This is a genomic window from Cellulomonas sp. McL0617 (assembly GCF_049994875.1).
GTDB lineage: Bacteria > Actinomycetota > Actinomycetes > Actinomycetales > Cellulomonadaceae > Cellulomonas.
Genome location: NZ_CP188256.1, coordinates 3,987,704 through 4,014,429, shown reverse-complemented (window position 1 = coordinate 4,014,429; position 26,726 = coordinate 3,987,704). Strand labels below are relative to the sequence as shown.

Here is a 26,726-nt window from a genome sequence, read left to right as displayed (position 1 = left end):
ATGGCCCCGCTCGACCGCGACACGGGTGTCGTGGTGCACGGATGCACGGGCCGACGTCGACCACACGGGAGTGACTGCGATGCGCCGAGGGACGAACCTGCCACGCGTGGCCGGGTTCAACCAGACGGTGATCCTCGACGTGGTCCGGCGCGCGGACTCAGGGCTCACCCGCGCCCAGCTCGCCCGGCGCACGGGGTTGTCCGCGCAGACCGTCACCAACGCGACGCGTCGGCTGCTCGAACAGGGTCTGGTGCGTGAGGAGGGCGAGAGCTCGCGGCCCGGACCGGGGCGTCCGGGCACGCTCCTGCACCTGGACCCGAGCGGTCGGTACGCGATCGGCGTCCACCTCGACCCGGCCGTGATGACGTTCGTGATCCTGGACCTGGCGGGCACGCCGGTCGCGCAGTCGCAGATGCCGACGCCGGTGCCGGAGCAGCCCGACCAGGTGGTCGCGGGCATCGTCGGCGCCATCGAGGACCTGATCGCGTCGGCGGAGATCGACCGCTCGCTGCTGCTCGGCGTCGGCATCGCCACGCCGGGACCCATCGACGTCGATCGCGGTGTGGTCCTCGACCCGCCGCACCTGCCGGGCTGGCACGGCGTCCCGCTCCGCGACGACGTCGCCAGCGGCACCCACCTGCCGGTCATGCTGGACAAGGACACGATCGCGGCCGCGTCCGCGCACCTGTGGAACCCCGGCGTGCACCGGTCGGCGGAGTTCGCGTTCTTCTACCTCGGCACGGGCGTGGCGCTCTCGCTGGTGATCCGCGACGAGGTGGTCCGCGGGGTCTCCGGGAACGCCGGCGAGTCGGGCCATTTCGTCGTCGACCCCACCGGCCCGGACTGCGAGTGCGGGAAGCGCGGCTGCCTGGGTGCCGTCCTGCGGGCCGAGATCCTGGTCCAGCAGGGGCTCGCCGCAGGGGTCCCTCTGGAGGTGGGCGACATGACGGACCCGCGTGACATCAACCTCGCGTTCAGCGCGCTGTGCGCGGCGGCGGACGCGGGCGACGTCGGCGCGATCTCCGTGCTGGAGACGGCCGGTCGCCGGCTCGGCATGGCCTCGACGGTCATCACCGACCTGTGCGACCTCGACACCGTGATCATCGGCGGACCGCTGTGGTCCCGGATGGAGCGGCACGCCATGCCGGGTCTGGCCAAGCTGGTCTCGGAGCATCACGTGCCCAGCGGTGCGCACTCCATCGCCGTGCTGGGATCGCCGTTGGGGTCGCAGGTGGGTGCCGTCGGAGCCGGTTGCCTGGTGCTGAGCCAGGCGTTCACACCGCGGCCGTCCGATCTGATGCTGCTCGCCTGACAGATCCCCACATGTCCGGATCGTTACCGATCCGAGACCTGGAGAGCCTCGACTTTAATAAGTCCTTTCGCGTTAATATTTACCACCAGCGTGCGGCGACGACGCCCGGCACGCGAGGAAGCACAGGAGCAAGGGAGCCCCCATGCGTCTCAAGTCAGCAATGGCAGTGGTCTCGGTGGTGGCTCTCACCGCCCTGACCGCGGCGTGCAGCAGTGGTGACAGCGGCAACGACGCCAGCTCTGGCGCCAGCGGAGGTACTGCGACCGTCAAGGTCGCCTACCAGAAGACCACCGCGTTCCACCAGCTCGACGACATGCTGCAGCAGGCCAAGACCCAGTTCGAGGCCGCGAACCCGAACGTCAAGATCGACCTGCAGCCGATCGAGGCCGAGCAGGACCAGTACTTCACCAAGCTCGCCCTGATGAACGGCTCGCCCTCGACCGCGCCGGACGTCATCTACGAGGACACGTTCCAGATCCGTTCCGACGCGGCGGCCGGCTACCTGGCACCCATCGACGACTACCTGGCCAAGTGGTCCGACTGGTCGCAGTTCTACGACAACGCCAAGCAGGCCGGCCTCGGCGACGACGGCAAGACCTACGGCGTCTCGATGGGCACCGACACGCGCGCGATCTACTTCAACAAGAAGATCTTCGCCCAGGCCGGCCTCCCCGCCGACTGGCAGCCGACGAACTGGGCCGACATCATCACGGCCGCCAAGACCATCAAGTCGAAGGTCCCGGACGTCATCCCGCTGAACATCTACGCGGGCAAGGCGGCCGGCGAGGCCACCACGATGCAGGGCTTCGAGATGCTCCTGTACGGCACGGGCGACACCCTCTACAACACGAAGTCGAGCAAGTGGGTGGTCGGGTCGAAGGGGTTCACCGACTCGCTCGGCTTCATGCACGACGTCTACTCCGACGGGCTCGCGCCCTCGCTCGACGTCGCGCTCGACGCCTCGATCGGCAACCGCGTGAGCACCGAGCTCCTGCCGCAGGGCAAGCTCGCGATGGCGATCGACGGCTCGTGGCTGCCCGGCGGCTGGATCTCGGGCGACAACGCGTGGCCGGCGTGGAACGACACCCTCGGTCTGGCCAAGATGCCGACGCAGGACGGTGCGCAGCCCGGTGTGAACTCGATGTCGGGCGGCTGGACCCTCGCGGTCGGCTCGCACGCCAAGGACAAGCAGGCGGCGTTCGACTTCATCACGACCGCGCTGAACAAGGAGAACACCTTCAAGTACGACACCGAGAACAGCCAGATCGCCGTCCGCAAGGACGTCGCCACGGACCCGGCGTACATCGCGTACAACCCGACGTTCAAGTTCTTCTCGGACCTCGTCGCGGACACGCACTTCCGCCCCGCGACGCCGGACTACTCGCAGATCTCGTCGAACATCCAGGTCGCCGCGGAGGCCATGGCAACCGGCCAGCAGTCGCCGGCGGATGCCGCGAAGGCCTACGACGAGGCCGTCAAGGGCATCGTCGGCGACGACAAGACGACGACGGGCTGACCTGGTGGTTGATCTCGCACTGCCCGCACGGGCAGGCCGTGGCCGGGGGCACGAGTCCCCCCGGCCGCGGCGGCGGACCCGCCGCGAGGGGTTCTTCCGGATCCTCCCGCTCGGCCCCGCCGTCGCACTCCTCACGGTCTTCCTGGCCGGCCCGATCGTCTGGTCGCTCTACGGGTCCCTGACCAACACGGCCCTCACGGGCTACAAGGCGGCGAACCCGCAGTTCATCGGGCTCGAGAACTACATCAACCTGCTCTCGAGCCACGACTTCTGGAAGTCCGTCTGGCTCACGGTGCTGTTCGTGTTCGCCTCGGCAGTCATCGGCCAGAACGTGCTCGGGATGTTCCTGGCCCTGCTGATGCGGTCCGCGGCCAAGCCCATGCGGTCCATCGTCGGCGGCCTGGTCGTCTGCGCGTGGGTGCTGCCGGAGATCGTCGCGGCCTTCGCGCTCTACGCCTTCTTCTCTACGGACGGCACGTTGAACACGATGCTCGGCTGGTTCGGCGTGGCCAACACGACATGGCTCATCACGTTCCCGATGTTCGCGGTGATCATGGCGAACATCTGGCGCGGGACGGCCTTCTCGATGATGGTCTACAACGCCGCGCTCGCCGAGGTGCCACCGGAGATCACGGAGGCCGCGGAGATCGACGGCGCGGGCATGTTCCAGCGGTTCTTCCTGATCACGCTGCCGATGATCCGGCGGTCGATCTCGACCAACCTCATGCTCACCACGCTGCAGACGCTCGGCGTCTTCACGCTGATCTGGGTGATGACCGGCGGCGGTCCGGGCACCAACAGCTCCACGCTCCCGGTGCTGGCGTACCAGGAGGCGTTCAAGTTCTCGCAGGTGGGCTACGGAACCGCGATCGCGACCGTGACCCTCCTGATCGGCGCGATCTTCTCGATCGTGTACATCAAGGCGCTCAAGCCGGAGGTGGACTGATGTCGGTCATCGACACCCCGGCCACGGTGGTCCCGCCGACGTTGCGGGAGAGGACGGCCCTGGCCGCACCTCGTGGCCGGAACACCAAGTGGGTCTCGACCGTGATCCTCGGGCTCATCGGCCTGACGTTCCTGGTCCCGCTCGCGTGGATCCTGCTGTCGGCGTTCGACCCGGCCGCGACGGTCGGCGTGAAGGTGCCGTCGCACCCCACGATGGACAACTTCGCCTCGGTGTTCACCTACCAGCAGACGTTGCTGCCGCTGTGGAACTCGTTCGTGATCTCGATGGGCACCGCGCTCATCACGATCATCGTCGCCGTGCTGGCGGCCTACCCGCTGTCGCGCTACCAGATGCGGTTCCGCCGCTCGTTCCTCTACACCATCCTGTTCGCGACCGGCCTGCCGATCACCGCGATGATGGTGCCGGTCTACTCGCTCTTCGTGTACCTGCACCTGCTCGACTCGGTGCCCGGGACCATCTTCTTCATGGCGGCCGCAGGGCTGCCCATGTCGATCTGGATGACGAAGAACTTCATGGACTCGGTGCCGATCTCCCTCGAGGAGGCGGCGTGGGTGGACGGCGCGAGCGCGATGCGGGCCCTGGTCCGGATCGTCCTGCCGCTGATGCGACCCGGGATCGCGGTCGTCTTCATCTTCGCCTTCACGATGGCGTGGGGGAACTTCTTCGTCCCGTTCGTCCTCATCTTCAGCCCGGAGCACCAACCGGCTGCGGTGGCCATCTTCAACTTCTTCGGGACCTACGGCTCGGTCGCGTACGGCAAGCTCGCCGCCTTCTCGATCCTGTACGCCGCTCCCGTCCTGGCGCTCTACCTGTTGGTCCAGAGGCTGTCCGGCGGCTCGTTCGCCATGGCCGGCGCCGTCAAGGGCTGACTCCACACACGTACGGAAAGAGGAGCACGATGCACGGCAACCCCCTGCTCACCGAGGGCCGGATCGACCGATTCGTGGCCGAGCGGATCGTCCCCGCGATCTATCGCGACCGGGTGGCGCTCGACCTGACGGCCTGGTCCGCACCAGGTGAACCGGTGCCGTTCCGCGACGCGGTCGACCAGGCCTACGAGCCCGTGCGCCCGGGCCTGGCGTGGGGCGCACCGTGGAGCACCACCTGGTTCCACGTCACGGGCTCGGTGCCCGAGGGCTGGCCGGCCGCCGGCACGGCCGTCGAGCTCGTCGTCGACCTCGGCTTCAACCGCGACAACCCCGGGTTCCAGGCCGAGGGCCTGGTGTGGCGGGTCGACGGCACGACGATCAAGGGTGTCTCGCCGTTCAACCAGGCCGTGCCGTGGGGTGAGGGCACCTCGATCGACGTGTTCGTCGAGGCCGCCGGCAACCCGAACATCGCGAGCAACTTCGGCTTCGTGCCGACGCCGTACGGCGACCTGGCGACCGCGGGCACCGACCCGCAGTACGAGCTCAGGTGCGTCGACGTGGCGCTCCGCGACGTAGCGGTCTGGGAGCTCTGGCAGGACCTGACGGCCTTGGTCGGGTTGATGAAGGAGCTGCCCGCCGAGTCGACGCGCGCCGCGAGCATCCGGTACGGGCTCGATGCGGTGATCGACCTGGTCGACCCCCACGACGTGCCGGGCACCGCCGCCGTGGCCCGCGCCGCGCTGCGTCCGCTGCTCGACGCCCCGGCGTCGGCCTCCGCGCACCGCGCGATCGCCGTCGGGCACGCGCACATCGACTCGGCGTGGCTCTGGCCGCTGCGCGAGACGGTCCGCAAGTGTGCCCGCACGTTCTCCAACGTGCTGGCGCTGATGGACGCGGATCCCGACTTCGTGTTCGCGTGCTCGTCGGCGCAGCAGTACGCGTGGATGAAGGAGTTCTACCCGGACATCTTCGACCGCATCCGCAAGAAGGTCGCGGCCGGCCAGTTCGTGCCGGTGGGCGGCATGTGGGTCGAGTCCGACACCAACATGCCCGGCTCCGAGGCGATGGCTCGGCAGATGGTGGCCGGCAAGCGGTTCTTCCTGGAGGAGTTCGGCGTCGAGACGCAGGACGTCTGGCTCCCCGACTCGTTCGGCTACTCGGGTGCGCTGCCGCAGATCGTGCGCGCCGCCGGGTCGCGCTGGTTCGTGTCGCAGAAGCTGTCGTGGAACGACACCGACCGGATGCCGCACCACACGTTCACCTGGGAGGGCATCGACGGCTCGCGGGTGCTCACGCACTTCCCGCCGGTCGACACGTACAACTCGGACCTGTCCGCCAAGGAGCTGCTGCACACCGAGGCGAACTTCAACGAGAAGGGCGTCGCCACGTCGTCGATCGTCCCCTACGGCTGGGGCGACGGCGGCGGCGGCCCGACGCGGGAGATGATCGCGTCCGCGCACCGGTTCGGGAACCTCGAGGGCGCACCGCGCGTCGAGCTGGGCAGCCCGAACACGTTCTTCGAGCGCGCGGAGACCGAGTTCACGCACCCGCCGGTGTGGTCCGGCGAGATGTACCTCGAGTTCCACCGCGGCACGTACACGTCGCAGGCGCGGACCAAGCGGGGCAACCGGCGCACCGAGCACCTGCTGCGGGAGGCCGAGCTCTGGGCGACGACCGCCGCTGTACAGAAGGGGACCGAGTACCCGTACGACGAGCTCGAGACCATCTGGCACACAACGCTGCTGCACCAGTTCCACGACATCCTGCCCGGCAGCTCGATCGGCTGGGTGCACCGGCAGGCCGAGGAGACGTACACGCGGATCGGTGCTGAGCTGGAGGCGCTCATCTCGGCGTCGGCCGCGGCCGTCGTCGGCACCGGGGACACAGCCCTGCTGCTCAACGCGGCGCCGCACTCCCGGGACGGCGTCGTCGCACTCGGTGCCGCGCCGGTCGAGGCGCCGGTGGGAGAGCCCGTCCACCTCGTGCGCGAGGACGACGGCACGATCAGCGTGCGCAACGGCCTGATCGACGTGCACGTGACGGCCGGCGGCCAGATCGACTCGCTCGTGGATCTCGTCGCCGACCGCGAGGTGGTCCCGGCGGGCACGCTCGCCAACCTGCTCCAGCTGCACCGGGACACCCCGGCCAAGTGGGACGCGTGGGACATCGACACGGAGTACCGGCGGGTGGGCACGGACCTGCTGGACGCGGACAGCCGCGAGGTGGTGACGGAGACCGCCGACGTCCTCGTGGTGAGGACCACGAGGACGTTCGGCTCCTCGACCCTGGTGCAGGAGCTCACGTTCCGGCGCGGGTCGGCGGCGATCGAGATCGTCACGGACATCGAGTGGCGCGAGCGGCAGAAGCTGCTCAAGCTCGCGTTCCCGCTCGACGTGCACGCCGACCGGTCGGCGGCCGAGACGCAGTTCGGCCACGTGTTCCGCGCGACGCACACCAACACGTCGTGGGACGCGGCCCGGTTCGAGATCTGCGCGCACCGCTGGTTGCACGTGGGCGAGCCCGGCTACGGGGTCTCCGTCGCGAACGACGCCACCTACGGCCACGACGTCACGCGTCGCGAGGGGGGCACGGGCACGACCGTCCGGCTGTCCCTGCTGCGGGCGCCCGTGTTCCCGGACCCGGAGGCGGACCAGGGTCACCACCGGCTGACCACCGTGCTGCACGCCGGCGCCTCCATCGCGGACGCGATCGAGGACGGCTACCGCACCAACCTGCCGGCGCGCGTCGTGCAGGGGGCCGGCCCGGTGACGCCGCTGGTCGTGGTCGACAACCCCGCGATCGTGGTCGAGGCCGTCAAGCTGGCCGAGGACCGCAGCGGTGACGTGATCGTGCGCCTGTACGAGTCGCTCGGGGGGCACGCGAAGGGGACGCTCACGCCGTCGTTCGCGGTCTCCGGTGCCCGGGCGGTCGACCTGCTGGAGCGGGACGTCGAGGCGCCGGGGGTCGCCTCGACCGCGGAAGCGGTGCAGCTCGCACTGCGCCCGTTCCAGATCGTCACCCTGCGTCTGCCGAGGGTCTGAGGGGACACCTGCGGCAGGCGTGGTGCGGCGGCGGGAAGGTCGGCCGCCGCCGCACCTTCATCCCCGCGGCCGGCGTGCCGATACAGGGGGGAGATCCGCGCGGGGCGGGCCGGTAGGGGGAGATCGTGCAGCTGCGTGGCAGGTGGGCCTTCGTCGTCGTGGGGGTCGCACTGCTCGCAGCATGCTCGACGCCTGCACCGGAGGCGCCGAAGGTCCCCATGGACGACCTGGTGCCGGTCGCGGGTACCGGGCCGTCGGGTGACGAGCTGCTGACCTGGTCCGCCGACGCGCACGTGCTCGGACCGCCCAAGGTCGTCGGCGACGTGATCCTCGACTACGTGAGCGCGGGGAACAGCTCGCTGGCCCTGACCGCCTGGTCGGCCTCCGATGGATCCGTGCTGTGGACCATCCCTGCCTCACCGGGCGCCGGGGCGGCCGGCGTGGAGCTCGAGCCGGGCACGGTCACCGTCGGCAACCGGACGTTCGCCGCGGTGGACACGGACGCCCCGGCGGGTGGCCACACGATCACGGTCGTCGACATCGCGACCGGCGTACCGGTGGAGTACCACAACTCCGCGACGACGGGGCAGACCTTCCGGTTCATCGCCGGTGGTCGGCCGGACAAGTGCAGCGACGCCGACCCGGGCGCGTTCTGCGTGGTGGGTGGCGTCGGACCCGACGTCACGCAGATGCGGACGTTCCGGCTCGACCCGGTGCAGGCGGTGATCACGGGCGACGCGGAATCGATCCCCGCGAACGCCCGACCGCTCTCGGGTGGCCTGTGGGCGACGAACGACCGTCCGCCGGCGGGCCAGGAGGTCCTCGGGCGGTCCGAGAACGGCGCGACCGTCTGGAGCCACCCCTACGACGAGCTGTTCGGACCCGGCTACTCCTCCGACAGCGGCTGGAACTGGCAGGAGGACCCGAAGAACACGCAGATCATCGGCAGCGTCGCCGCGCACCAGAAGGGCCAGTCCACCTGGGACGTAGCCGCGCAGTCCACCGTGGCGCTGGACGCTGCGACGGGTGCCGTGAGGTGGCGGGTCGACGGGGTCGCACCGGCCTGCCAGGTCGCCGGCGGGTACAGCGTCGACCTCTGGTGCCGCGCGACCGGAACGGCGACCGCCGCGGACGGCGCGCCAATGACTCCGGCCGGCCCCTTCGCCGTGTCGCTCGAGAAGTTCGACCCGGCGACCGGGTCGGTGGTGTGGAGCGCGCCTCTGGGGGACGCGCCCGGCGCGATCTTCTCGAGCATGGGCACCGCCTACGCCGGGAACGACCAGTACCGGATGGTCGGCAGCGCCGGGACCATCGTGCGGATCCGGCTGTCCGACGGCTCCATCACGCCCGTGGGCCCCGACGAGATCGTCGGCTGCCTGGCGACGACCGAGTACCAGTACCACGAGGGCGGGATCCCGTCCCTCGCGGAGATCACGTACCCCGGTCTCGACGTCGTGCAGCTGTGCCATGTCGACGGGACACCCGCGGGCGGCTCCGAGGTCACCACCCGGTTGCTGCAGGTCGTGGGCACGCCTGTGCACGCGGGCCTGGTCGTCCTCGCGACGCCCGCCGGGCTGCGGGCGTACCGCGTCCCCTGAGTCCGGGGGTCGTGAACCCCCTCCCGGGCTACGGGTGTCGATCCGCGGGCCGCAGGTCCGCGGCGACCGGACGCCGTCGGAGGGATTAGCCTCGACGGTGGACGAAACCACCGAGAGGACCACACCGCCGTGAAGACCTTCACCCTGCCCGGGACCGATCTGGTCGTGCCCAACGTCGTGCTCGGCATGATGCGTATCCAGGACAAGACCGACGACGAGGTGCGCACGCTCGTGGGCGCCGCGCGCGACTCCGGCATCGCGTTCCTCGACCACGCCGACGTGTACGGCTCCGACCTGCACGGCTGCGAGACCCGGTTCGCGGAGGCGCTCCAGCTGACCCCGGCCGACCGTGCCGAGCTGGTCATCCAGACCAAGGCCGGCATCGTGCGCGAAGGGCCGTACTTCGACTTCTCGTACGACCACCTGATCGCATCGGTCGACGGCTCGCTCGCCGCGCTCCAGACCGACTACATCGACATCCTGCTGCTGCACCGCCCCGACGCCCTGGTCGAGCCCGAGGAGGTCGCGCGCGCGTTCGACGCTCTCGAGGCGTCCGGCAAGGTGCGCGCGTTCGGCGTCTCCAACCAGACGCCGGGGCAGATCGAGCTGCTGCGCAAGTACGTGAAGCAGCCGATCGTGGCCAACCAGCTGCAGCTGTCCATCACGCATGCGCCGCTCGTGGCGCAGGGCGTCGCGTCGAACATGCTCGATCTGGACCAGTCGATCAGCCGCGACAACGGCATCGTCGACTACTGCCGCCTGCACGACATCACCATCCAGGCGTGGTCGCCGTTCCAGGCCAAGTTCTTCACGGGTGTCTTCCTGGACAACCCCGAGTACGCCGAGCTCAACGCGGTCATCGACCGGCTGGCCGCACAGTACGACGTGCCCCCGATCGCCGTCGCCACCGCGTGGATCACGCGGCACCCCGCGCGGATGCAGGTGGTCCTGGGGACGACGAGCCCCGAGCGCGTCCGGGGCGCAGCACTCGGTTCCGACCTGCCGCTGACCCGCGCCGAGTGGTACGACCTCTTCCGCGCCGCCGGGCACGTGGTGCCGTAGGCGCTCGCGGCGGTCGGGTCAAGGAAGGGCGATCACGGCCTCGGGCGTCGCGACGACGAGCAGGCGTCCCCGATCACTAGCGCCCCGCCACGATGAAGCGCGCCCCAGGGAGCTCTCTTCGCCGGAGGGCGGCGCGGCGTGGGTCATGGCGCGCAGCCTAGGTACCGTCTGCCCTCTGGATCTCCGACCGCGTGTCAGTGGTCGATCGTACACTTGTTCGAGTGATCAAGCTCGGGCAGGGGGTGGCGACGATGACGGCAGTGATGGATCAGGCGGGCACGACCGGTGTGCCCGCGGGTCAGTGGTCGGAGCCTGAGCCTGGGTCGGCGTTCCCGCTGTTCCCGGCCGGTTCGACGAGCCCGCGTGAGCTGTCCGCGGTGCTCGAGGCTCTCGCAGTGGCGGATCTGTCGGATGGGGATCTGTTCAGCGCTCTCGCGGGCTGGCAGCAGGTGATCTGCGCGGCCCAGGCAGCGCAGGCCGCCGTGCTGCAGGAGATGACCGCTCGGGCCAGCGTGCCTGACCAATGGATCGCGGACCATGTGGCGACGCAGCTGGTGTGCACGCGGCGGGTCGCGGACGACCTGGTAGCCCGGGCGTGCCTGACCGGGTCCCGGCCAGTGCTGCAGGACGCGTGGGCGGCGGGGCTGCTCGATGCGCGCAAGGTCGATGTGGTGGTCAAGGAGATCGCGTTCCTGAACCAGGACGCGGCGGCGGTCGAACCGGCGGTGCTTGCTGACGCGGTCGCGCACGCGGGGGTGCTCACGGCCCCGCAGCTGGGGCAGCGGGTCCGCCGCCAGGTGTTGGCCGTGGACGGTCGGGCAGCGGAGGCGCGCCGGGTGCGGGCGGTCGCGGACCGGTGTGTGACGTTGACGCCCGGAGTGGACGGCATGGCGTGGTTGACGGCACTGCTGCCCGCCCAGGTCGCCACCGCCGCGTTCACCGTCCTTGACGCCCTGGCCGGGACCACCCACGTGGACGGGGATCAACGGACCGCGGATCAACGGCGCGCCGACGCGTTCGGAGACGTGTTCATGAGCGTGCTCGAACGGCAGGCGACGCCGGACGGGTCCCCGTTGCCCCGCCGGCATGGTCAAGCAGTCACGATCAACGTCACGGTCGCGGCCAGCACCCTGCTAGGTCGCGATGATGCGCCGGGGTTCCTGGACTCGTTCGGCCCGATCCCCGCCGGCCTCGCACGGGACCTCGCGCAGGACGGGACGTGGCGACGGGTCCTGACCGACCCGGCAACCGGTCTGGTGTGCGAGGTCGGCGGCGTGACGTACCGGCCGGGCGCGGATCTGACCCGCACGGTGATCGCGCGTGACGTGACGTGCACGTTCCCGGGATGCCGCCAGCCCGCAGCACGATGCGATCTGGACCACCGGGTCCCCTTCGACCCGACCCGTCCGGCAGCTGATCAGACCTGTGTGGAGAACCTGCACGCGTTGTGCCGCCACCACCACCAGGCCAAGACCGAAAAGGCCTGGAACGTCACCTTCGACAAGGCGACCGGGATCTCCACCTGGACGTCCTGGCTCGGCATCACCACCTACAACCACCCGACCCCGATCCACGTCGACCCCAGCGCCCTTGAGCACCACCCCCCACCAGCGAGACCACCAACGACGCACGACCAACCACCACCCTTCTAGCTCGAGCGAGCCCCCGGAGGACGGCAGTCCGACCAGCCGCCGGGTCGTGGAGTTGTGCGCCGCCCGCGCTCTGAGGTGATCGTCTCGGTACCAGGTACCAGGTACCAGGTACCAGGTACCAGGTACCAGGTAGCAGGTACCAGGCACCGGGCACCGGGCATCGGGCACCGGGTGGCGGTGCGCTGGTGGGCGCGTTGTGCACGGTCCTTCCCCTCGGTTCCGACCTAGCCGGACCAGCGGGCCGGTGACAGACGGTCGGCGTATACAGGAGTCGTGACCGACTCCGCGCGTTCGACCTATGCACTGGCTGATCGGGTCGTTCGGCGGATCGGGTTCGGGGCGATGCAGCTCCCGGGACCAGGGGTGCTCGGGCCGCCGCGGGACCGCGACGAAGCGCTGTCGGTTCTGCGGCGGGCCGTCGAGCTGGGTGTGAACCACATCGACACGGCGCAGTTCTACGGGCCGGACGTGAGCAACGAGCTGATCCACGCGGCCCTCCACCCGTACCCGGACGACCTCGTCCTGGTCAGCAAGGTCGGGGCGGACCGGGACGCGACGGGGACCTGGCTCCCGGCGCAGGAACCTGCCTTGCTGCGCGCCGGGGTCGAGGCGAACCTTCGCAGCCTGGCCGTCGATCGCATCGACGTGGTCAACCTCCGGCTGCATGCCCCCGACCACGGCCCGACCGTCGCGCTCGACGACCAGCTGGACGAGATGGTGGCTCTCCGTGCCGAGGGCAAGATCGGCGGCGTCGGGGTGAGCAACGTGAGCCTCGACCAGGTGCGGCACGCGATGGAGCGGACGGAGATCGCGTGCGTCCAGAACGCGTACAACCTGCTCGCCCGCGACGACGAGCCGATCCTCGACCTGTGCCGGGAGCACGGCATCCCGTACGTGCCGTTCTTCCCGCTGGGGTCCGCTTTCGCGCGCATGCCCAAGGTGACCGACCACCCGGAGGTTCGCGCGGCAGCCGAACGGCTCGGCTCGACGCCGAGCCAGGTCGGCCTCGCGTGGCTGCTCGGGCACGCCGACAACATCCTGCTCATCCCGGGAACGTCGCGGCGGTCCCACCTGGAGGAGAACGTCGCGGCCGGCGCGCTGCGGCTCGACCCGGAGACCACCGCACGCCTGGACGCCACGTCCGGCCCAGCCTGAGCCGGGTCGATACCCTCGGCGTCATGCCCGTCGCGCAGACCGGCGAGAGGGAGGACCCGTGACGTTCCAGGCGTACCTCGACAACATCGAGGACCAGACCGGCTTGACCCCGCGTCAGTTCGTCGAGCTGGCCAAGGAGCGCGGCTACGACGACCCCTCCGTGAAGGCGGGGGTGATCGTCGACTGGCTCAAGGAGGACTACGGCCTGGGCCGAGGGCACGCGATGGCGCTGGTGCACGTCATCCAGAAGGGACCGGCGATCAGCAGCAAGCACGTCGGCACGGACGGGGTGCATCGCGACGACACCGACCAGCTGTGGCTCGACGGCAGGGCGACGAACCCGGCGAACACCTAGCTCAGAGCCGCTCGAGGAGTCGCACCTCGACCTCGTCGCCGGACTGGCCCTTGCCGATCTGCGCGCACAGCGCGGCACGCAGCGGGAGCCAGTGCGGATCCGTTCCCGACAACATGAGGGTTGCGTCGAACGGGTGCCCGCCGAGCGTGCCTCGGACCTTGACGGGCCGCCGCGTGCCCAGCAGGTCGGCCGACCCGTCGAGCGTCACGAAGGTGGGGAAGGCGCCGTCCTTCTCGATCGCGGCGACGAAGGTGGCGTCGAGGGGCTCGCTCATGGCAGAACCCTACGCAGCGGCCTCCCGGAGCGAGCCGAGCGCACGCGGCCGTCGCGGGCGGCGACCGGTACCGTTGCGCCCGTGCCCGCACACGCCACCGGACCCGCGCGCCTCGTGCGCGCGTTCGTCGTCGCGGTGAGCACCGTGTTCCTCGCGCTCGCCGCGCACCTGCTCGGTGGCGGGGACGTCCCGCACGCGATCGTCCTGGTGCCGCTGGCCGCCGTCGCACTCGCCGCCGCGGTGCCGCTCAGCGCTCGACGGGTGGGGTTGCCGGGTGCCGTCGCCATGCTGGGCGTCGGTCAGCTGGTTCTGCACCACGCGTTCGACGCGCTCAGCGGCATGGGCTGCGCGCCCGCTGCCGGTTCTGCCTCGGTCCAGCACGTCCATGCCGCCGCGCAGACGATGCAGGTCGCGTGCACGTCGACGCACGCGGGGTCGGCGCCGGCGCTCGGCGGGTCCGCCATGCTCGTCGTGCACGTCGTCGCGACCCTGCTGACCGCCGCGCTCATCGCCGGCACCGATCGGGCCCTGACGTGGATCACCACGTGGATGCGCCCCCTCGTGGCGCTGCTCGCTCCCGTCGCGCTGCCCGCGTCCGCCACCCTGCCGGTCAAGGTCGAGGCGCACGTCCCGGCCGCCCGGCGCGACGTCGCTGTCGTTCCCCTGCGCGGTCCACCGCTGCGGGCCGCGCACGTCACGCTGGCTGCCTGAGCCTCCACGGAGAGCGGGCCGGCCCGGGCGTGCGCGTTCGCACACCCTCGTCGGTCACCCCATCCTCAGGAGCCTCCGCCATGCCTTCGACCCATCGCCGGAACCGCCTCGCGGCGGTCGTCCTGACGAGCCTCGGGCTCGTCGTCCTCCCGGCTGCCGCCGCCTCCGCGCACGTCCACGTCGACCCCGACGAGACCGCAGCCGGCGAGTTCTCGGTCCTCACGTTCCGCGTCCCCACCGAGTCCGCCACGGCGTCGACCAGCCAGGTCGTCGTCGACCTGCCGACCGACCACCCGCTCCTCTCGGTGTCGACCAGGCCCATCCCCGGCTGGACGGCGTCCGTGACCGAGGCGCCGCTGCCCGCGCCGGTCGTCGTCGAGGGCACGACCCTCACCAAGGCCCCGGCGACCGTGACCTGGACCGCGCAGCCCGGCAGCGAGATCGCCGACGGCCAGTTCCAGCAGTTCGAGCTGTCGGTCGGCCCGCTCCCCGACGCCGGCACCCAGCTCACGTTCCCGACGCACCAGACGTACACCGACGGCACGGTGGTGGACTGGACTGACCCGACGCCGGCGAGCGGGGAGGAGCCCGAGCACCCGGTGCCCACGTTCACGACGACCGCCGCCGAGGCCGAGGGCCACGATCACGCGACGGCCGAGCCGACCGATGAGGCGACGGTGTCGGTCACCAGCAGCGGGCAGACGTCGACCGACGCCTCCACCGACACGCTCGCGCGCACGTTGGGGATCGTCGGCATGGTGCTCGGGGCCGCCGCCCTGGCGGTCGCCCTCGTCTCGCGGCGTCGGCGCGGGGACGCGGCCTGATGCGCGCCCCGTCGATTCGCGCGCTGCTCGTCGTCGGCCTCGGGCTGGTCCTCGGGCTGACCGGTGCCGGGGCGGCGGAGGCGCACAACGTGCTGCGCAGCACCGACCCGGCGGACGGCTCGACGATCGCGGTCGCCCCCGCCCAGGTCACGCTCACGTTCGACGAGCCGGCCCTCGCGCTCGGCACCGAGATCGAGGTGCGCGACCCCGCGGGGACGCTGGTGAGCGCCGGCGACGCGGTCCTCGTCGACGCGACCGTCTCGGAGGAGCTCGCCGGCGACCTGCCGGCGGGGAGGTACACCGTGGCGTGGCGGGTCACGTCGGCGGACGGGCACCCGATCACCGGCCAGCTCAGCTTCACGACCACGGGGGCGACGACGATCGGTGGCGCGACCACCGACAGCCCGACCACCGACAGCCCGACCCCGTCCGACGCCGGGGACGAGCAGTCGACCGCGTCGGGCGGCGGCAACGCCCCGGTGATCGTCGCGGGCGTCCTCGCCGTGATCGCCGCCGCCGCTGTGGTCTGGTGGCTGCTCCGACGGGGTCGACGAGGCGCTGAGTGAGCGCGCCCCGGCCCTGAGGGCGCGCTAGGAGGTCCGCTGCAGCGAGCCGACGGGCAGGTTGTCCTGGTTGACCAGCACCATCGTGTCGTCGTCGTGCACGAGCCCGGCGACGGACGTCGGGAGCCACGGGTCCACCTCGGGGCAGTACATCTTCGTGGTGGCCCAGGCCGAGAAGCTGACACCGGTGTCGGACGCCTTCCAGGTGCCAACCACCCTGTTGCAGCCGTCGGACCCGCTGGCCGAGCCGTCGCTGCCGAGGACGAGGTAGGCCGAGCCCTCGGTGGTCGACGCGCCCCAGGTGCCGGTTGCGTCGGTGGCGGGCGTCGCGTCGCCCGACGACGACGTCGCCGCGCCGCAGCCGGATATCAGTCCCAGCAGGAGCAGCGCGGCGAGGGAGGCGACGCGTCGGCTCATATCGGGCACGCTAGCACCGGGCCGGGGCGCGCCCCGGGGGGCGAGACGAGAGGCGGGGCATGTCCGACGCGACCGTGAGCCTGCTGGTCCTGGCCGGGTGCGTGGGGCTCTTCGTCTGGAACCGGCTGCCGGTGGGCGCGGTGGCTGTCCTGACCGCGCTGGCCCTCTACGCGACGGGCCTCGTCACGGCGACGCAGGCGGTGGCCGGCTTCGGGGACCCGGTCGTGATCTTCATCGCCAGCCTTTTCGTGCTGAGCGAGGGCCTGGAGTCCTCGGGGGTGACGGCGTGGGCGGGTCAGCAGCTGATCGCGCGGGCGGGGACCGGACGGGCGAAGCTGCTGGTCGCTCTCATGGCCCTGTCCGCGGTGATGGCCGCCCTGGTCACCCCGAACGGCGCCGCCGCCGCCCTGCTCCCGGTCGTCGTGCTGGCCGCGCGCAGAGCCGGCAGGGCCACGTCGCAGATGCTCATGCCGCTCGCCTTCGCGGCCAGCGCCGGCGCGCTCCTCGTGCTGTCGGGCAGTCCCGTCAACGTCATCGTGTCGGAGTCGCTGTCCGAGGCGACCGGCGACACGTTCGGCTTCTTCGAGTTCGCCCTGATCGGGTTGCCGCTCGTCGTGGTGACGGTCCTCGTCGCGGTGCTCGTCGGCAAGCCCCTGCTCCCGGACCGCACTCCCACGTCCCTGCCCGCGGACTTCTCCGGCCACGTGGACCGCCTGGTCGAGCACTACCGGCTCGAGCAGGGCTTCTTCCGGCTGCGCGTCACCGCGGCCTCGTCGGTCGGGCCGTTCACCGTCCCGGACGACGTCGTGCTCATCGGGGTGCAGAAGCAGGACGGCGAGCTCGCCGACGAGCGTCACCGTCCGGTCGTCGGCGACGTGCTCGTCGCGACGGGGGACGGGACGACCGCGTTCGCCGAGGCGCACGGCCTGACGATCGCGTCGACACCGCTGACCGCACGGACGCGCGAGGCGTTGCTCGGCCGCGAGGTCGGGATCGCCGAGCTGGTGGTCTCGCCGCGGTCGGCGATCATCGGCGAGACCGTCTTCCCGGGCGCGGTCCGCTCGGGCGTCACCATCCTCGCCGTGCGCCGCCTGGGTCGCGACCGGTTGCGGACCGTGCTCGCCGAGGGGGATGCGCTCCTCGTGCACGGGACCTGGCCGGCCGTCGAGGCGCTCGCGGACGACGACGACGTGCTGCTGGTGGACAGCCCCGAGATGGTGCGGCGGCAGACGGTCGCGTTCGGCCCGCTGGCGTGGCGGGCGGTCGCGGTGCTCGTCGGGACGGTGATCCTGCTGGCCAGCGGTGCCGTGCCGCCCGCGATCGCGGGGCTGGTCGGCGCGGTCGCGATGGTCCTGACGGGCGTCGTCGCCGGCCCGCAGGCGCTGCGGGCGGTCTCGTGGCAGACGGTGATCCTCGTCGGCGGGCTGATCCCGCTGTCCGTGGCCATCGCGTCCAGCGGCGCCGCCGACCTCGTCGCGGGCTGGCTGCTGGACCTCGTCGGCGACGGCGACCCGCGGCTGGTGCTCGCGGCGCTCTTCGTGGTGACCGTCCTGCTGGGCCAGGTGGTGAGCAACACCGCGACCGTGCTGATCGTCGCCCCGATCGCGGTCGCGGTGGCGGGCGAGGCCGGGCTCGCGCTGGCGCCGGTCCTCATGCTCGTGGCGGTCGCGGGCGCCGCGTCGTTCCTCACCCCGATCGCCACCCCCGCGAACATGATGGTGATGACGCCCGGCGGGTACACGTTCGGGTCGTACTGGAAGCTCGGGCTCGCGACGACGGCGGCGTGGTTCGTCGTCGCGGTGGGCCTGATCCCGGTGATCTGGCCGGTCTAGTGCAGGTAGATGGACGCGCCGGGTCCCAGGGGGATGCCGAGCAGGTACCAGACGACCAGGAGCGCGGACCACGTGACCAGCAGCACCACCGTGTACGGGAGCATCAGCGAGATCACCGACCCGACGCCCACCTTGCGCCGGTAGCGCTCGGCGAAGATGACGATGAGGGCGAAGTACGGCATGAGCGGTGTGGCCACGTTCACGGGCGAGTCGCCGACGCGGTAGGCGGCCATCGCGAGGTCCGGGGAGATGCCCAGCTGGATGAACAGCGGCACGAAGACCGGCGCGAAGATCGCCCACTTGGGCACCACGCCGCCGATGAAGATGTCGATGACGGCTGTCACCGCGATGAGCCCGATGATCAACCAGACCGTGCTGAGGTTCGCGTTCTCGAGGGCGTCGGCCATGTTCACGGCCGCGATGGTGCCCAGGTTGGAGTAGTTGAAGTACGCGATGAACTGGCTGATCACGAGCAGCAGGAAGATCAGCCCGGACAGCCCGGCGATCGTCTTGGTCATCGGGTTGATGACGTCCATCGACCCCGTGATCGTCCCGGCGGCCCGGCCGTAGCAGAGCCCCATCACGAAGAAGTAGATGAGGATCAGGAAGATGATCGAGTTGAGGAACGGGCTGTTCTCGATCAGCGAGCCGGTCTCCGGGTTCCGCAGCACCGCGTTCGGCGGGATGGTGAGGAGCAGGACCACCACGGTCACGCCGACGAACCCCCAGAACGCCCAGCGCAGGCCGTTCTTCTCCTCCGGGCTCAGCTCGCCCGACGGCGCCTCCGTCGCGGCCGTCTCCGGTCCCTCGCTCGGGTGGTAGGGCCCGAGCCGCGGCTCGACGAACTTCTCGGTCAGGATCGTCGCGACGACGGCGACGAGCAGCGTCGAGGCGATCCCGAAGTAGAGGTTGCCGGTGATCGAGACGTGGTTGGCGGGGTCGGCGATCGCCTCGTTGGTGATCTGGGCGAGCATGCCGTCCACCGGCGTGATGAGGATGTTCACGGCGAACCCGCCGCCGACGCCCGCGAACGCCGCCGCAAGCCCGGCCAGCGGGTGCCGCCCGAGCGAGAGGAACACCGCCGCCGAGAGCGGGATGAGCACGAGGTAGCCGGCGTCGGTCGCGATCGAGGACAGCACGCCCAGCAGCACGATGATGAACGTGATCGCCCGCGCCGGCGTGACCTTGACCAGCCGCTTGATGAACGCCTGGATCAGGCCGACCTCCTCGGCCATCCCGACGCCGATCATGGCCACGAGGATCACGCCGACCACGCCGAAGCTGTTGAAGTTGGCCACCGGTGACGTGAACACGAACCGCAGCCCGTCGGCATCCAGCAGGCTGCGCGCGGCGACCGTGACCGTCTGGACGTCGTCGGCACCCAGCTGCGCCTGCTCGAAGGTGACGCTGGAGCCCGCGGCCTGGAAGATCGCCGACAGCACCATGATCGCGCCGATGAGGATCAGGAAGATGATCACCGGGTGCGGGACCTTGTTGCCCACCCGCTCGATCCAGTCCAGGACCTTCTGGAGCAGCGACCGTTGCTCGATCTCGACCGTTGACACGCGGCGTTCCCCTCGCTGACGACACCCTCGTCCTGGGTTCTAGCCCGAACGTAGCGGACGCATTTCCCTCGTGGCCGTCAGTCGTCGACCTGCGCGCCGCTCGGGGTCGGCGTCGATCCCTGTCGGGGCTCGGGCCGTGACGCGAACAGGTTCAAGCCCAGCGCACCCGACAGGAAGCGCGTGGCCAGCTGACCGCGGACGCTGTTGCCGGCGGGGTCGAGCCGCGGCGAGAAGGTGGCCAACGAGCCCTTGCCCGGCACCACGGTGACGATGCCGCCCGACACCCCGCTCTTGCCCGGCAGGCCGATGCTGAACAGCCACTCGCCCGAGCGCTCGTACAGCCCGCTCGTGGCCAGGGCCGCCAGCACGTAACGGCAGACCGACGCGTCGACCACGCGTTCGCCCGTCATCGGGTTGACGCCCCCGTCGGCCAGCGTCGCGCCCATGACGGCCAGGTCCGCCGCCGAGACCCGCACAGAGCACTGTCGCGTGTAGATGTCGGTGACCTCGAGCGGGTCGTGGGTGATCCGGCCGTAGCTCTCCAGCAGCCGTGCGATGGCCTGGTTCCGCCGGTTGTGCGCGGCCTCGGAGGCGTACACGTCGTCGTCGAGCACGAGCGGACGACCCGCGAACGCGGAGAGGCCGGCCTGCACGAACGCCCACTTCTCCGCCGCCGTCCGCCCGGGCGCCAGGCCCGTCGTGGTCAGCGCCCCCGCGTTGACCAGGGGATTCATCGGGCTGCCGCCGTTCAGCTCGAGCGCCATCACCGAGTTGAACGGCAGGCCGGTGTTGTTCACACCGACCGCGTCGAGGACGGCCTCCGGGCCCAGCGCATCGCAGACGAGCGCGAACACGAACGCCTTGGACACCGACTGGATCGAGAACTCGTGCCGCGCGTCGCCGACACTGTGCGACGCCCCGGTCACGGACACGATGCTGAGCCCGAACAGCGCCGGGTCCGCCGCCGCCAGCGCGGGGATGTAGTCGGCCACCTCGCCCTCGTCGACGCCCTCGTACCGGTCGTACGCCTCCTGCATGAGCTCCATCACCAGCTCGCGCCGGGGCAGAGTTCCGGTGGAGACCACGTCCGGGTCGATGTCCTCGCTCGTCATGTGCCCATATCAGCACAGGTCAGCGAGCAGATTGCGCGATCAGCCAGTCCAGTGCCTCGGCGGCGGCGGCCAGCACGGACACGTGCCCGTCGCCGGGGCGCAGCCAGAGCGTCGACGACGGCACCCGCGACGCCAGCCACCGTCCGTGCGAGGCGGGCACCATGCGGTCGTCGAGACCGTGCAGGAAGAGCGTCGGGCCGTGGACGTCGGCAGGGTCGAAGCCCCACGGACCGACGAGCGCGAGGTCGTCGTCGATCATGCCGTCGGGCCCGGCAGCCATGGCGGCGCCCGCGATCCGACCCAGCCACGCCCAGTCGCCCTCGAGCGCCGCGCCGTCGGCCGCCGTGAACATCTCCGGGTCGAACTCGCCGGTCGCCAGCTGCGCGGCGAGCGCCTCACGCCCGCGCGTCGCCGCACCCAGCTCCGCGCGCCCGGACGAACCCATCCCCGCGAAGTAGTCGAGCCCGGCGGCGTCGACGGGCGCCGGCGACGAGCCGCACACGGCCGCCGTCACCCGGTCCGGCAGCAGCGCCGCGCAGGCGAGCGCGTGCGGGCCGCCGCCCGAGTGCCCCATCACCGCGAACCGCTCGATGCCGAGCGCGTGCGCCACGGCGGCCGTGTCCGGTGCCGCGCTCGCGACGGACCGCCCGGGGTCGGGCGTCGATCCGCCGTAGGACGGCCGGTCGTAGCCGACCCAGCGGATCCCGCGTCGCCGGGCCGCGTCGAGCAGGGGCTCCGGGGGCTCGCCCGTGTTCGGCGTGCCTGCGTGCCAGAGCACCGCGAGCCGCTCGTCGGCCACCGGGACGTCGTAGGCGTGCAGCGTCCGGCCGTCGGGCAGGAGGACGTCGACCATGCCGGCGAGCGTAGGACGGGTGCGCGCCGCCCGCAGGCTGTCGGTGGTCGGGCCTAGCGTGTGGGGGATGGACGTCGTGGAGAAGGCGGTCGCGGGTCGGTTCGACCTCGCGCAGAGCATCGCGTTCGGGTTCGGGGGTCGCGACGCCGGCGCGGGGTCGGTGATGCGGCTCGCGTTCTGCCTGGACGGGTACACCGACCAGGTCGGCGCGGTGGTGACCCAGCCCGACGCCCAGGTGCTGCGCGTCGAGGTGCACGGCGAGGCGGACCCGCAGCGGGTGGCGGACCAGGTGGCTCGGGTGCTGTCGGCGGACGTCGACGGGACGGGGTACGACGAGCTGGGCGGGCGGGACCCGGTCGTCGGCACGGCACAGGCCAGGCGTCCCGGGCTTCGGCCCCCGCTCTTCTACTCCGCGTACGAGGCCTTGCTCTGGTCGGTGCTGTCCGCGCGCCGACCGCAACGACAGATGGCCGTCGTCCGCGAGCAGCTGGCGCGGGCGCACGGGCGGACCTTCACGCTCGACGGCGTCGAGCTCGCTGCCGTCCCGCTGCCCGAACAGCTGCTCGCCGTCTCCGGGTTCGACCCGATCCCGGAGATCAAGCTGCACCGGATGCACGCGATCGCCCGCGCCGCGCTCGACGGCGCCCTCGACACCGCGACCCTGCGAGCCCAGGACCCGGAGGTCACCCGCGCGCAGCTGCAGACGTTCGAGGGGATCGGGCCGTTCTACTCCGAGCTGGTGCTGGTCCGCGCCCTCGGGCACACCGACGTTCTCCCGGTCAACGAGCCCATGGTCCGTGGCGCGACCGCGGCAGCACTCGGCGAGGCCGAGCCGCTCGATCCGGAGAGGTTGGCCGAGGTGGCCGAGGCGTGGCGGCCGTGGCGCACCTGGGTGGGTGTGGCACTGCGGGCGACCGCGGCGCAGTGAGCGCCACCGGGTTCACGGGAGCGCGGGGAACGCGCGCCGGGACACCAGGACGGCCACCAGCCCGATGGCGATGATCGCCGCGCCGAGGTAGGGCAGCCACTCCAGACCCGCCCCAGCGAGCACGAGCGCCCCGAGCGCGGCGCCGCCGCCGATGCCGATGTTCGCCGTGCTGTTCACCAGCGCACCGACGACGTCCGGGGACGCGCCGCGCGTGCGGATGGCGGCCGTCTGGAACACCGACGCGACCGCGCCGAAGCCCGCGGACCACACGGCCGCCGCGACGAGCACCCCCGGCAGCGACGGGAACAGCAGCCCGAGCGCGAGCAGTCCGACGACGACGACGGACAGGACGAGGATCGTGCTGCGGCGAGGGTGCGTGTCGAGGGCGGTGACGGCGTACGCGGTGCCGACCAGCCCGAGTGCGCCGAGGCCGAGGAGCACCGGCCCCACCGCCACCTCGCCCAGGCCGGCGCCGATCAGCAGCACCGCGATGTAGGTGTAGACGGTGTACTGCCCGAGGTAGGTCAGCGAGTTGGTGGTGGACACGACCGCGAGGCGCGCGCGGTTGGTGCCCCGGGCCTCGTCGGCGACCGGAGCCCCACCGCCGGCGACCGCCGGCAGGAAGATCGTGACCAGGACGACGGCCACGGCGCACGCGCCGCCCAGGACGGCGAACGCGGTCCGCCACCCGACCGCCGCGCCGAGCGCGGTGGACAGCGGGACGCCGAGCACGAACCCCGCGGACGCGCCGGCGGTCACCAGCGCGAGCGCGCGCCCGGTGAACTGCGGGCTGACCAGCCGCGACGCGTACCCGATGGCGACCGAGAAGAAGATCGCATGGGCGATCCCGCCGAGCGCGCGAGCGCCGGCGACCACCCCGAACGACGGGGCGACGGCCACCAGCGCGTTGCTGAGCGTGTAGGCGACGAGCGTGCCGAGCAGCAGCCCCTTGCGCGGCAGGCGCCGGGTGACCAGCACGAGCGGGACGGCCAGCGCCGCGACCATGACCGCGTAGATGGTGACCAGCAGCCCCGCGACCGACTCCGTGACGGCCAGGTCGTCGCTCATCTGCGGCAGCAGACCCACCGGGACGAGCTCCGTGGTGATCGCGACGAACGTCGCGAGCGCCAGGGCGACGATGCCACCGCCGGCCTCGCGGACCGTGCCGGGCTGCCAGTGGTGGGTGCTCGTCACGCTGGCATGCTCGCACGCACCCGCGACACGGGCCGGACGGAGGCGCAGCGCACGAAAGGTCCCCCGCCGCGAAGCGGACATCTTGTACCGTGCGAGCGAACTGACCCGTGTCCGCGCGCACCCGCCCGGATCCGCCCGCATCTCGCGAAGGAGCGCGCCCGATGGCTTCGCCTCAGGGCCTCGCGCCCGCCACCCGGACGCTGCTCACGTTGGCCGCGTTCGTCGTCACCCTCGCCGGGTTGCACGCGGCCGGTGGGTTCTTCGCGCCGATCATGCTCGCCGTGGTGCTCGTCATCATCTGCCACCCGCTGCGGATCCCGTTGGAGCGCCGGGGCTGGAAGCCCTGGATGGCGACGACGGCCGTGATCGTGACCGTCTACCTGATCCTCGCGATCCTCGTCGCGATGCTCGTGTTCGCCGGCATCCGGTTCACGGACCTGGTCCGCTCCTACAGCGACGAGCTGCAGCAGTCGCTCGCGGACGTGACCACGTGGCTCGGGTCCCTCGGCGTCGACCAGAGCACCGCGAGCTCGATCACCAGCGAGATCAACCCGTCGCAGGTGGTCAACGCGGCGACGTCGGTGGCCAGCACCGTGCTGAGCATCGCGGGGTCGTTCTTCTTCGTGCTCGCCTACGTGATCTTCATGGGGGTCGACGCCGCCCGGTACGACCGCGGGCGCCCGGCCTTCTTGCCCACCAAGTCCGACGTCTTCGAGCGGGCCACGATCTTCAACCGCGGTGTGCGCAGCTACTTCGTGGTCAGCGCGACGTTCGGCGCGATCGTCGCCGTCATCGACGGGATCGCGCTCTACCTGCTGGGCGTCCCCGCGGCGGTGGTCTGGGCGATCCTCGCGTTCGTCACCAACTTCATCCCGAACATCGGCTTCATCATCGGCTTGATCCCGCCGATGCTGCTGGCGTTCGTGGTGGGCGGCTGGGAGCTGGCGCTGTGGGTCCTGGTGGTCTACTGCCTGGTCAACGTGACGCTCCAGGTGATGGTGCAGCCGCGGTTCGTCTCCGACGCGGTGAACATCACGCTGACGCTGAGCTTCGTCTCGGTCGTCTTCTGGACGTTCATCATCGGCCCGCTGGGCGCCATCCTGGCGGTCCCGATGACCCTGCTGACCCGCGCGATGCTGCTGCAGAAGAACGGGTCGAACGCGTTCTACTTCTGGATCTCGGGCGAGACCGGCGCCGAGGAGCCGACCTCCCCCGACGACGCGGTCCCGGCCGACCCGCACCCCGAGATCGAGGCGCCGGACGAGCGGCCGCCCGCGATCGCGGACGCGACCGCCTGAGCGCCGCGGCACTCACCGGTCGGTGAGCGCCAGCTTCACGCCGAGTGCGACGAAGGCGCCGGCGAACGTGCGGCGCATCCAGCGGACGAGGTGCGGCCGGCTGACCACGTGCGACCGGACGGCCGCCGCGAAGGCGCCGTAGATGGCGAACACCACGAACGTCATCGCCATGAACACGCCGCTGAGCATCGTCATGTGCGCGAGGGCGCCGGGTTGGTCGGGGTGCACGAACTGGGGCAGGAACGCGAAGAAGAAGATGGTCAGCTTCGGGTTGAGGATGTTGATCAGGATCGCGGACCAGATCACCTGGCGCGCCGACCTGACCGGCGCGCCCGGGCTGCCCGCGCCCTCGTCGACCACCAGCTCGCTGCGGTCGCGCCACATCCGCACGGCCATGAACAGCAGGTACGCCACGCCGAGCAGCTTCAGCGACTGGAAGGCGACGGCGCTCGCGTTGAGCACCGCGGCCAGCCCGGTGATGGCCGCGACCATGTGCGGGACGATCCCGAGCGTGCAGCCGAGCGCCGCGACGAGGCTCGCGCGGGTGCCCCGGCTCAGACCGGCGCTCAGGGTGTACAGGACGCCGGTGCCGGGCGTCGCGACGATCACCAGCGAGGTCAGCAGGAACGCCAGGGTCATGTGGGCCATCGTGCACCCGCGCGACATCGCCACGCGATGGCGTTCTTCGCCGCGACCCAGGGTCAGAAGCGCTCGACGAGCAGGGCCAGCTGGTCGGGAGCCAGCGCGAGACCCATGTCCCGCAGGACCCCGTCCAGGGACTCGTCGTCGACGTGGGTGCTCGACAGCCGACCCGCGGGTGCCTCGACCACCAGCTGGCGGCCCGTGAGCAGGTGGGTCAGGGACTCGTCGCGACGCTGGACGACGAGCTGCGGGGTGAACCGGGAGGTCGGCGACGTGGAGGTGACCCAGTTGGCGGCGGCGACGTCGACCAGGTAGGTGTCCTCGGGCGGGACCGTGTAGTGGGTGATCCAGCGGCCGGCGTGCTGCTCGTGCAGCTGCCAGCTGCCGTCGGCGAGCTGGACCGTGCGGAACGTCCAGCCGCCCTGCGAGGTCACGTTCCCGGCGATCAGCGGGACGGGGAACAGCAGCCCGGAGCCGTAGCCCGTGTCGGCCAGGTGCCAGACGTCGTCGACGAGCACGAAGACGACCAGGTGCGAGCGGGGCCGGGGCGTCACGGACGGGTCGCCGATGCGCGCGAGCCGGCGCTGCACCGGGTAGCCCAGGCGTTCGAGGGCCGCCGCGAGCAGGATCGCGTGCTCGTGGCAGTAGCCGCCGCGGTGCCCGTCGACGAGCTTGCGCTGCACCGCCGGGAGGTCGACGCTGATGCCGGCACCGAGCAGGACGTCAAGGTTCTCGAACGGGATGGCAGCCAGGTGCGCACGGTGGATCTCGGGGAACGCACTGTCGGCGGCCAGGCCGATCCGGTCGAGGTAGGCGGGTAGGTCGAGCCGCTCGACGCCCCACGCGGTCACGTGCTCGTCCACGGGGCGACCCGACCGAGGCGGCGCATCCGGCCGGTGGTCGTCACGAAGGAACCGAGGAGCACGCGAGGGAGCGTACGCCGGGCGTGCGGGCCAGGCCCGCGCTCACGGACTGATCAGTGCGTT

The 26,726-nt window shown here is 71.3% G+C and carries 24 protein-coding genes; 16 read left to right on the top strand and 8 right to left on the bottom strand.

The window, feature by feature from the left end:
• The first annotated feature begins 106 nt into the window (after positions 1–106).
• The 10 genes from ACPPVS_RS18495 to ACPPVS_RS18450 all read left to right on the top strand — a co-directional run bounded on the left by ACPPVS_RS18495 (position 107) and on the right by ACPPVS_RS18450 (position 13,527).
• Complete coding sequence (locus ACPPVS_RS18495) at positions 107–1,312, top strand: ROK family transcriptional regulator (protein WP_426593734.1); 1,206 nt, start codon at positions 107–109, stop codon at positions 1,310–1,312.
• Positions 1,313–1,454: 142 nt separating this feature from the next.
• Entirely contained in the window at positions 1,455–2,828 is a 1,374-nt protein-coding gene (locus ACPPVS_RS18490; RefSeq protein ID WP_426593733.1) for an extracellular solute-binding protein, read from the top strand.
• A 4-nt stretch (positions 2,829–2,832) separates the two neighbouring features.
• Complete coding sequence (locus tag ACPPVS_RS18485) at positions 2,833–3,774, top strand: carbohydrate ABC transporter permease (RefSeq protein WP_426593731.1); 942 nt, start codon at positions 2,833–2,835, stop codon at positions 3,772–3,774.
• Positions 3,774–4,664, top strand: a complete 891-nt coding sequence (locus ACPPVS_RS18480; protein WP_426593729.1) for a carbohydrate ABC transporter permease — start codon at positions 3,774–3,776, stop codon at positions 4,662–4,664. The genes ACPPVS_RS18485 and ACPPVS_RS18480 overlap by 1 nt, the downstream gene beginning before the upstream one ends.
• Positions 4,665–4,693: 29 nt before the next feature.
• On the top strand, positions 4,694–7,705 hold the full coding sequence (locus tag ACPPVS_RS18475) for an alpha-mannosidase (protein WP_426593727.1): 3,012 nt from the start codon (positions 4,694–4,696) through the stop codon (positions 7,703–7,705).
• 125 nt (positions 7,706–7,830) lie between these two features.
• Positions 7,831–9,303, top strand: coding sequence for a PQQ-binding-like beta-propeller repeat protein (locus ACPPVS_RS18470; RefSeq protein WP_426593725.1), 1,473 nt, complete (start codon positions 7,831–7,833; stop codon positions 9,301–9,303).
• A 129-nt stretch (positions 9,304–9,432) separates the two neighbouring features.
• Positions 9,433–10,365 carry an aldo/keto reductase gene (locus ACPPVS_RS18465; protein ID WP_426593723.1) on the top strand — a complete coding sequence of 311 codons (933 nt, stop codon included), beginning with the start codon at positions 9,433–9,435 and terminating at the stop codon, positions 10,363–10,365.
• A gap of 221 nt (positions 10,366–10,586) precedes the next feature.
• Positions 10,587–12,017, top strand: a complete 1,431-nt coding sequence (locus ACPPVS_RS18460; RefSeq protein WP_426593721.1) for a DUF222 domain-containing protein — start codon at positions 10,587–10,589, stop codon at positions 12,015–12,017.
• A 273-nt stretch (positions 12,018–12,290) separates the two neighbouring features.
• A complete protein-coding gene (locus ACPPVS_RS18455) occupies positions 12,291–13,172 on the top strand; it encodes an oxidoreductase (protein WP_426593719.1) in 882 nt (293 codons plus the stop codon).
• A gap of 58 nt (positions 13,173–13,230) precedes the next feature.
• Positions 13,231–13,527, top strand: coding sequence for a DUF4287 domain-containing protein (locus ACPPVS_RS18450; RefSeq protein WP_426593717.1), 297 nt, complete (start codon positions 13,231–13,233; stop codon positions 13,525–13,527).
• A gap of 1 nt (position 13,528) precedes the next feature.
• On the opposite strand, the gene ACPPVS_RS18445 is transcribed toward ACPPVS_RS18450, so the two are convergent.
• Positions 13,529–13,801, bottom strand: a complete 273-nt coding sequence (locus ACPPVS_RS18445; RefSeq protein ID WP_426593715.1) for a DUF1905 domain-containing protein — start codon at positions 13,799–13,801, stop codon at positions 13,529–13,531.
• A gap of 81 nt (positions 13,802–13,882) precedes the next feature.
• Between ACPPVS_RS18445 and ACPPVS_RS18440 the strand changes: the two genes are divergently transcribed.
• The 3 genes from ACPPVS_RS18440 (at position 13,883) to ACPPVS_RS18430 (ending at position 15,902) form a co-directional block, all read left to right on the top strand.
• Positions 13,883–14,512: a hypothetical protein gene (locus ACPPVS_RS18440; protein WP_426593713.1), complete on the top strand. Its 630-nt coding sequence runs from the start codon at positions 13,883–13,885 to the stop codon at positions 14,510–14,512.
• 80 nt (positions 14,513–14,592) lie between these two features.
• Positions 14,593–15,336, top strand: coding sequence for a YcnI family protein (locus ACPPVS_RS18435; protein ID WP_426593712.1), 744 nt, complete (start codon positions 14,593–14,595; stop codon positions 15,334–15,336).
• Positions 15,336–15,902 (top strand): copper resistance CopC family protein, encoded by a 567-nt coding sequence (locus tag ACPPVS_RS18430; RefSeq protein WP_426593710.1) that lies wholly within the window; start codon positions 15,336–15,338, stop codon positions 15,900–15,902. Before ACPPVS_RS18435 ends, ACPPVS_RS18430 begins: the two co-directional genes overlap by 1 nt.
• A 24-nt stretch (positions 15,903–15,926) precedes the next feature.
• Here the strand turns inward: ACPPVS_RS18430 and ACPPVS_RS18425 are convergent, their stop codons facing one another.
• Entirely contained in the window at positions 15,927–16,316 is a 390-nt protein-coding gene (locus ACPPVS_RS18425) for an META domain-containing protein (protein ID WP_426593705.1), read from the bottom strand.
• A gap of 59 nt (positions 16,317–16,375) precedes the next feature.
• Here ACPPVS_RS18425 and ACPPVS_RS18420 point away from each other — a divergent pair, with 59 nt between their 5' ends.
• On the top strand, positions 16,376–18,148 hold the full coding sequence (locus ACPPVS_RS18420) for an SLC13 family permease (protein WP_426593703.1): 1,773 nt from the start codon (positions 16,376–16,378) through the stop codon (positions 18,146–18,148).
• On the opposite strand, the gene ACPPVS_RS18415 is transcribed toward ACPPVS_RS18420, so the two are convergent.
• From ACPPVS_RS18415 to ACPPVS_RS18405, 3 genes are all read right to left on the bottom strand, one after another.
• Positions 18,145–19,713 (bottom strand): AbgT family transporter, encoded by a 1,569-nt coding sequence (locus ACPPVS_RS18415; protein ID WP_426593701.1) that lies wholly within the window; start codon positions 19,711–19,713, stop codon positions 18,145–18,147. The genes ACPPVS_RS18420 and ACPPVS_RS18415 overlap by 4 nt on opposite strands.
• A 77-nt stretch (positions 19,714–19,790) precedes the next feature.
• A complete protein-coding gene (gene glsA, locus ACPPVS_RS18410) occupies positions 19,791–20,825 on the bottom strand; it encodes a glutaminase A (protein WP_426593699.1) in 1,035 nt (344 codons plus the stop codon).
• Positions 20,826–20,844: 19 nt separating this feature from the next.
• Positions 20,845–21,678 carry an alpha/beta fold hydrolase gene (locus tag ACPPVS_RS18405; RefSeq protein WP_426593697.1) on the bottom strand — a complete coding sequence of 278 codons (834 nt, stop codon included), beginning with the start codon at positions 21,676–21,678 and terminating at the stop codon, positions 20,845–20,847.
• A 67-nt stretch (positions 21,679–21,745) separates the two neighbouring features.
• On the opposite strand from ACPPVS_RS18405, the gene ACPPVS_RS18400 reads away from it, so the two are divergent.
• Entirely contained in the window at positions 21,746–22,606 is an 861-nt protein-coding gene (locus ACPPVS_RS18400) for a DNA-3-methyladenine glycosylase family protein (protein ID WP_426593695.1), read from the top strand.
• A gap of 12 nt (positions 22,607–22,618) precedes the next feature.
• On the opposite strand, the gene ACPPVS_RS18395 is transcribed toward ACPPVS_RS18400, so the two are convergent.
• Entirely contained in the window at positions 22,619–23,800 is a 1,182-nt protein-coding gene (locus tag ACPPVS_RS18395) for an MFS transporter (protein WP_426593693.1), read from the bottom strand.
• 161 nt (positions 23,801–23,961) lie between these two features.
• Between ACPPVS_RS18395 and ACPPVS_RS18390 the strand changes: the two genes are divergently transcribed.
• A complete protein-coding gene (locus ACPPVS_RS18390; RefSeq protein WP_426593691.1) occupies positions 23,962–25,098 on the top strand; it encodes an AI-2E family transporter in 1,137 nt (378 codons plus the stop codon).
• Positions 25,099–25,110: 12 nt separating this feature from the next.
• Here ACPPVS_RS18390 and ACPPVS_RS18385 read toward each other — a convergent pair whose 3' ends face one another.
• Together ACPPVS_RS18385 and ACPPVS_RS18380 are read right to left on the bottom strand one after the other, a co-directional pair.
• Positions 25,111–25,737 carry a LysE family translocator gene (locus tag ACPPVS_RS18385; protein WP_426593690.1) on the bottom strand — a complete coding sequence of 209 codons (627 nt, stop codon included), beginning with the start codon at positions 25,735–25,737 and terminating at the stop codon, positions 25,111–25,113.
• 62 nt (positions 25,738–25,799) lie between these two features.
• Positions 25,800–26,603, bottom strand: a complete 804-nt coding sequence (locus ACPPVS_RS18380; RefSeq protein ID WP_426593688.1) for an arylamine N-acetyltransferase family protein — start codon at positions 26,601–26,603, stop codon at positions 25,800–25,802.
• Positions 26,604–26,726 lie beyond the last annotated feature (123 nt).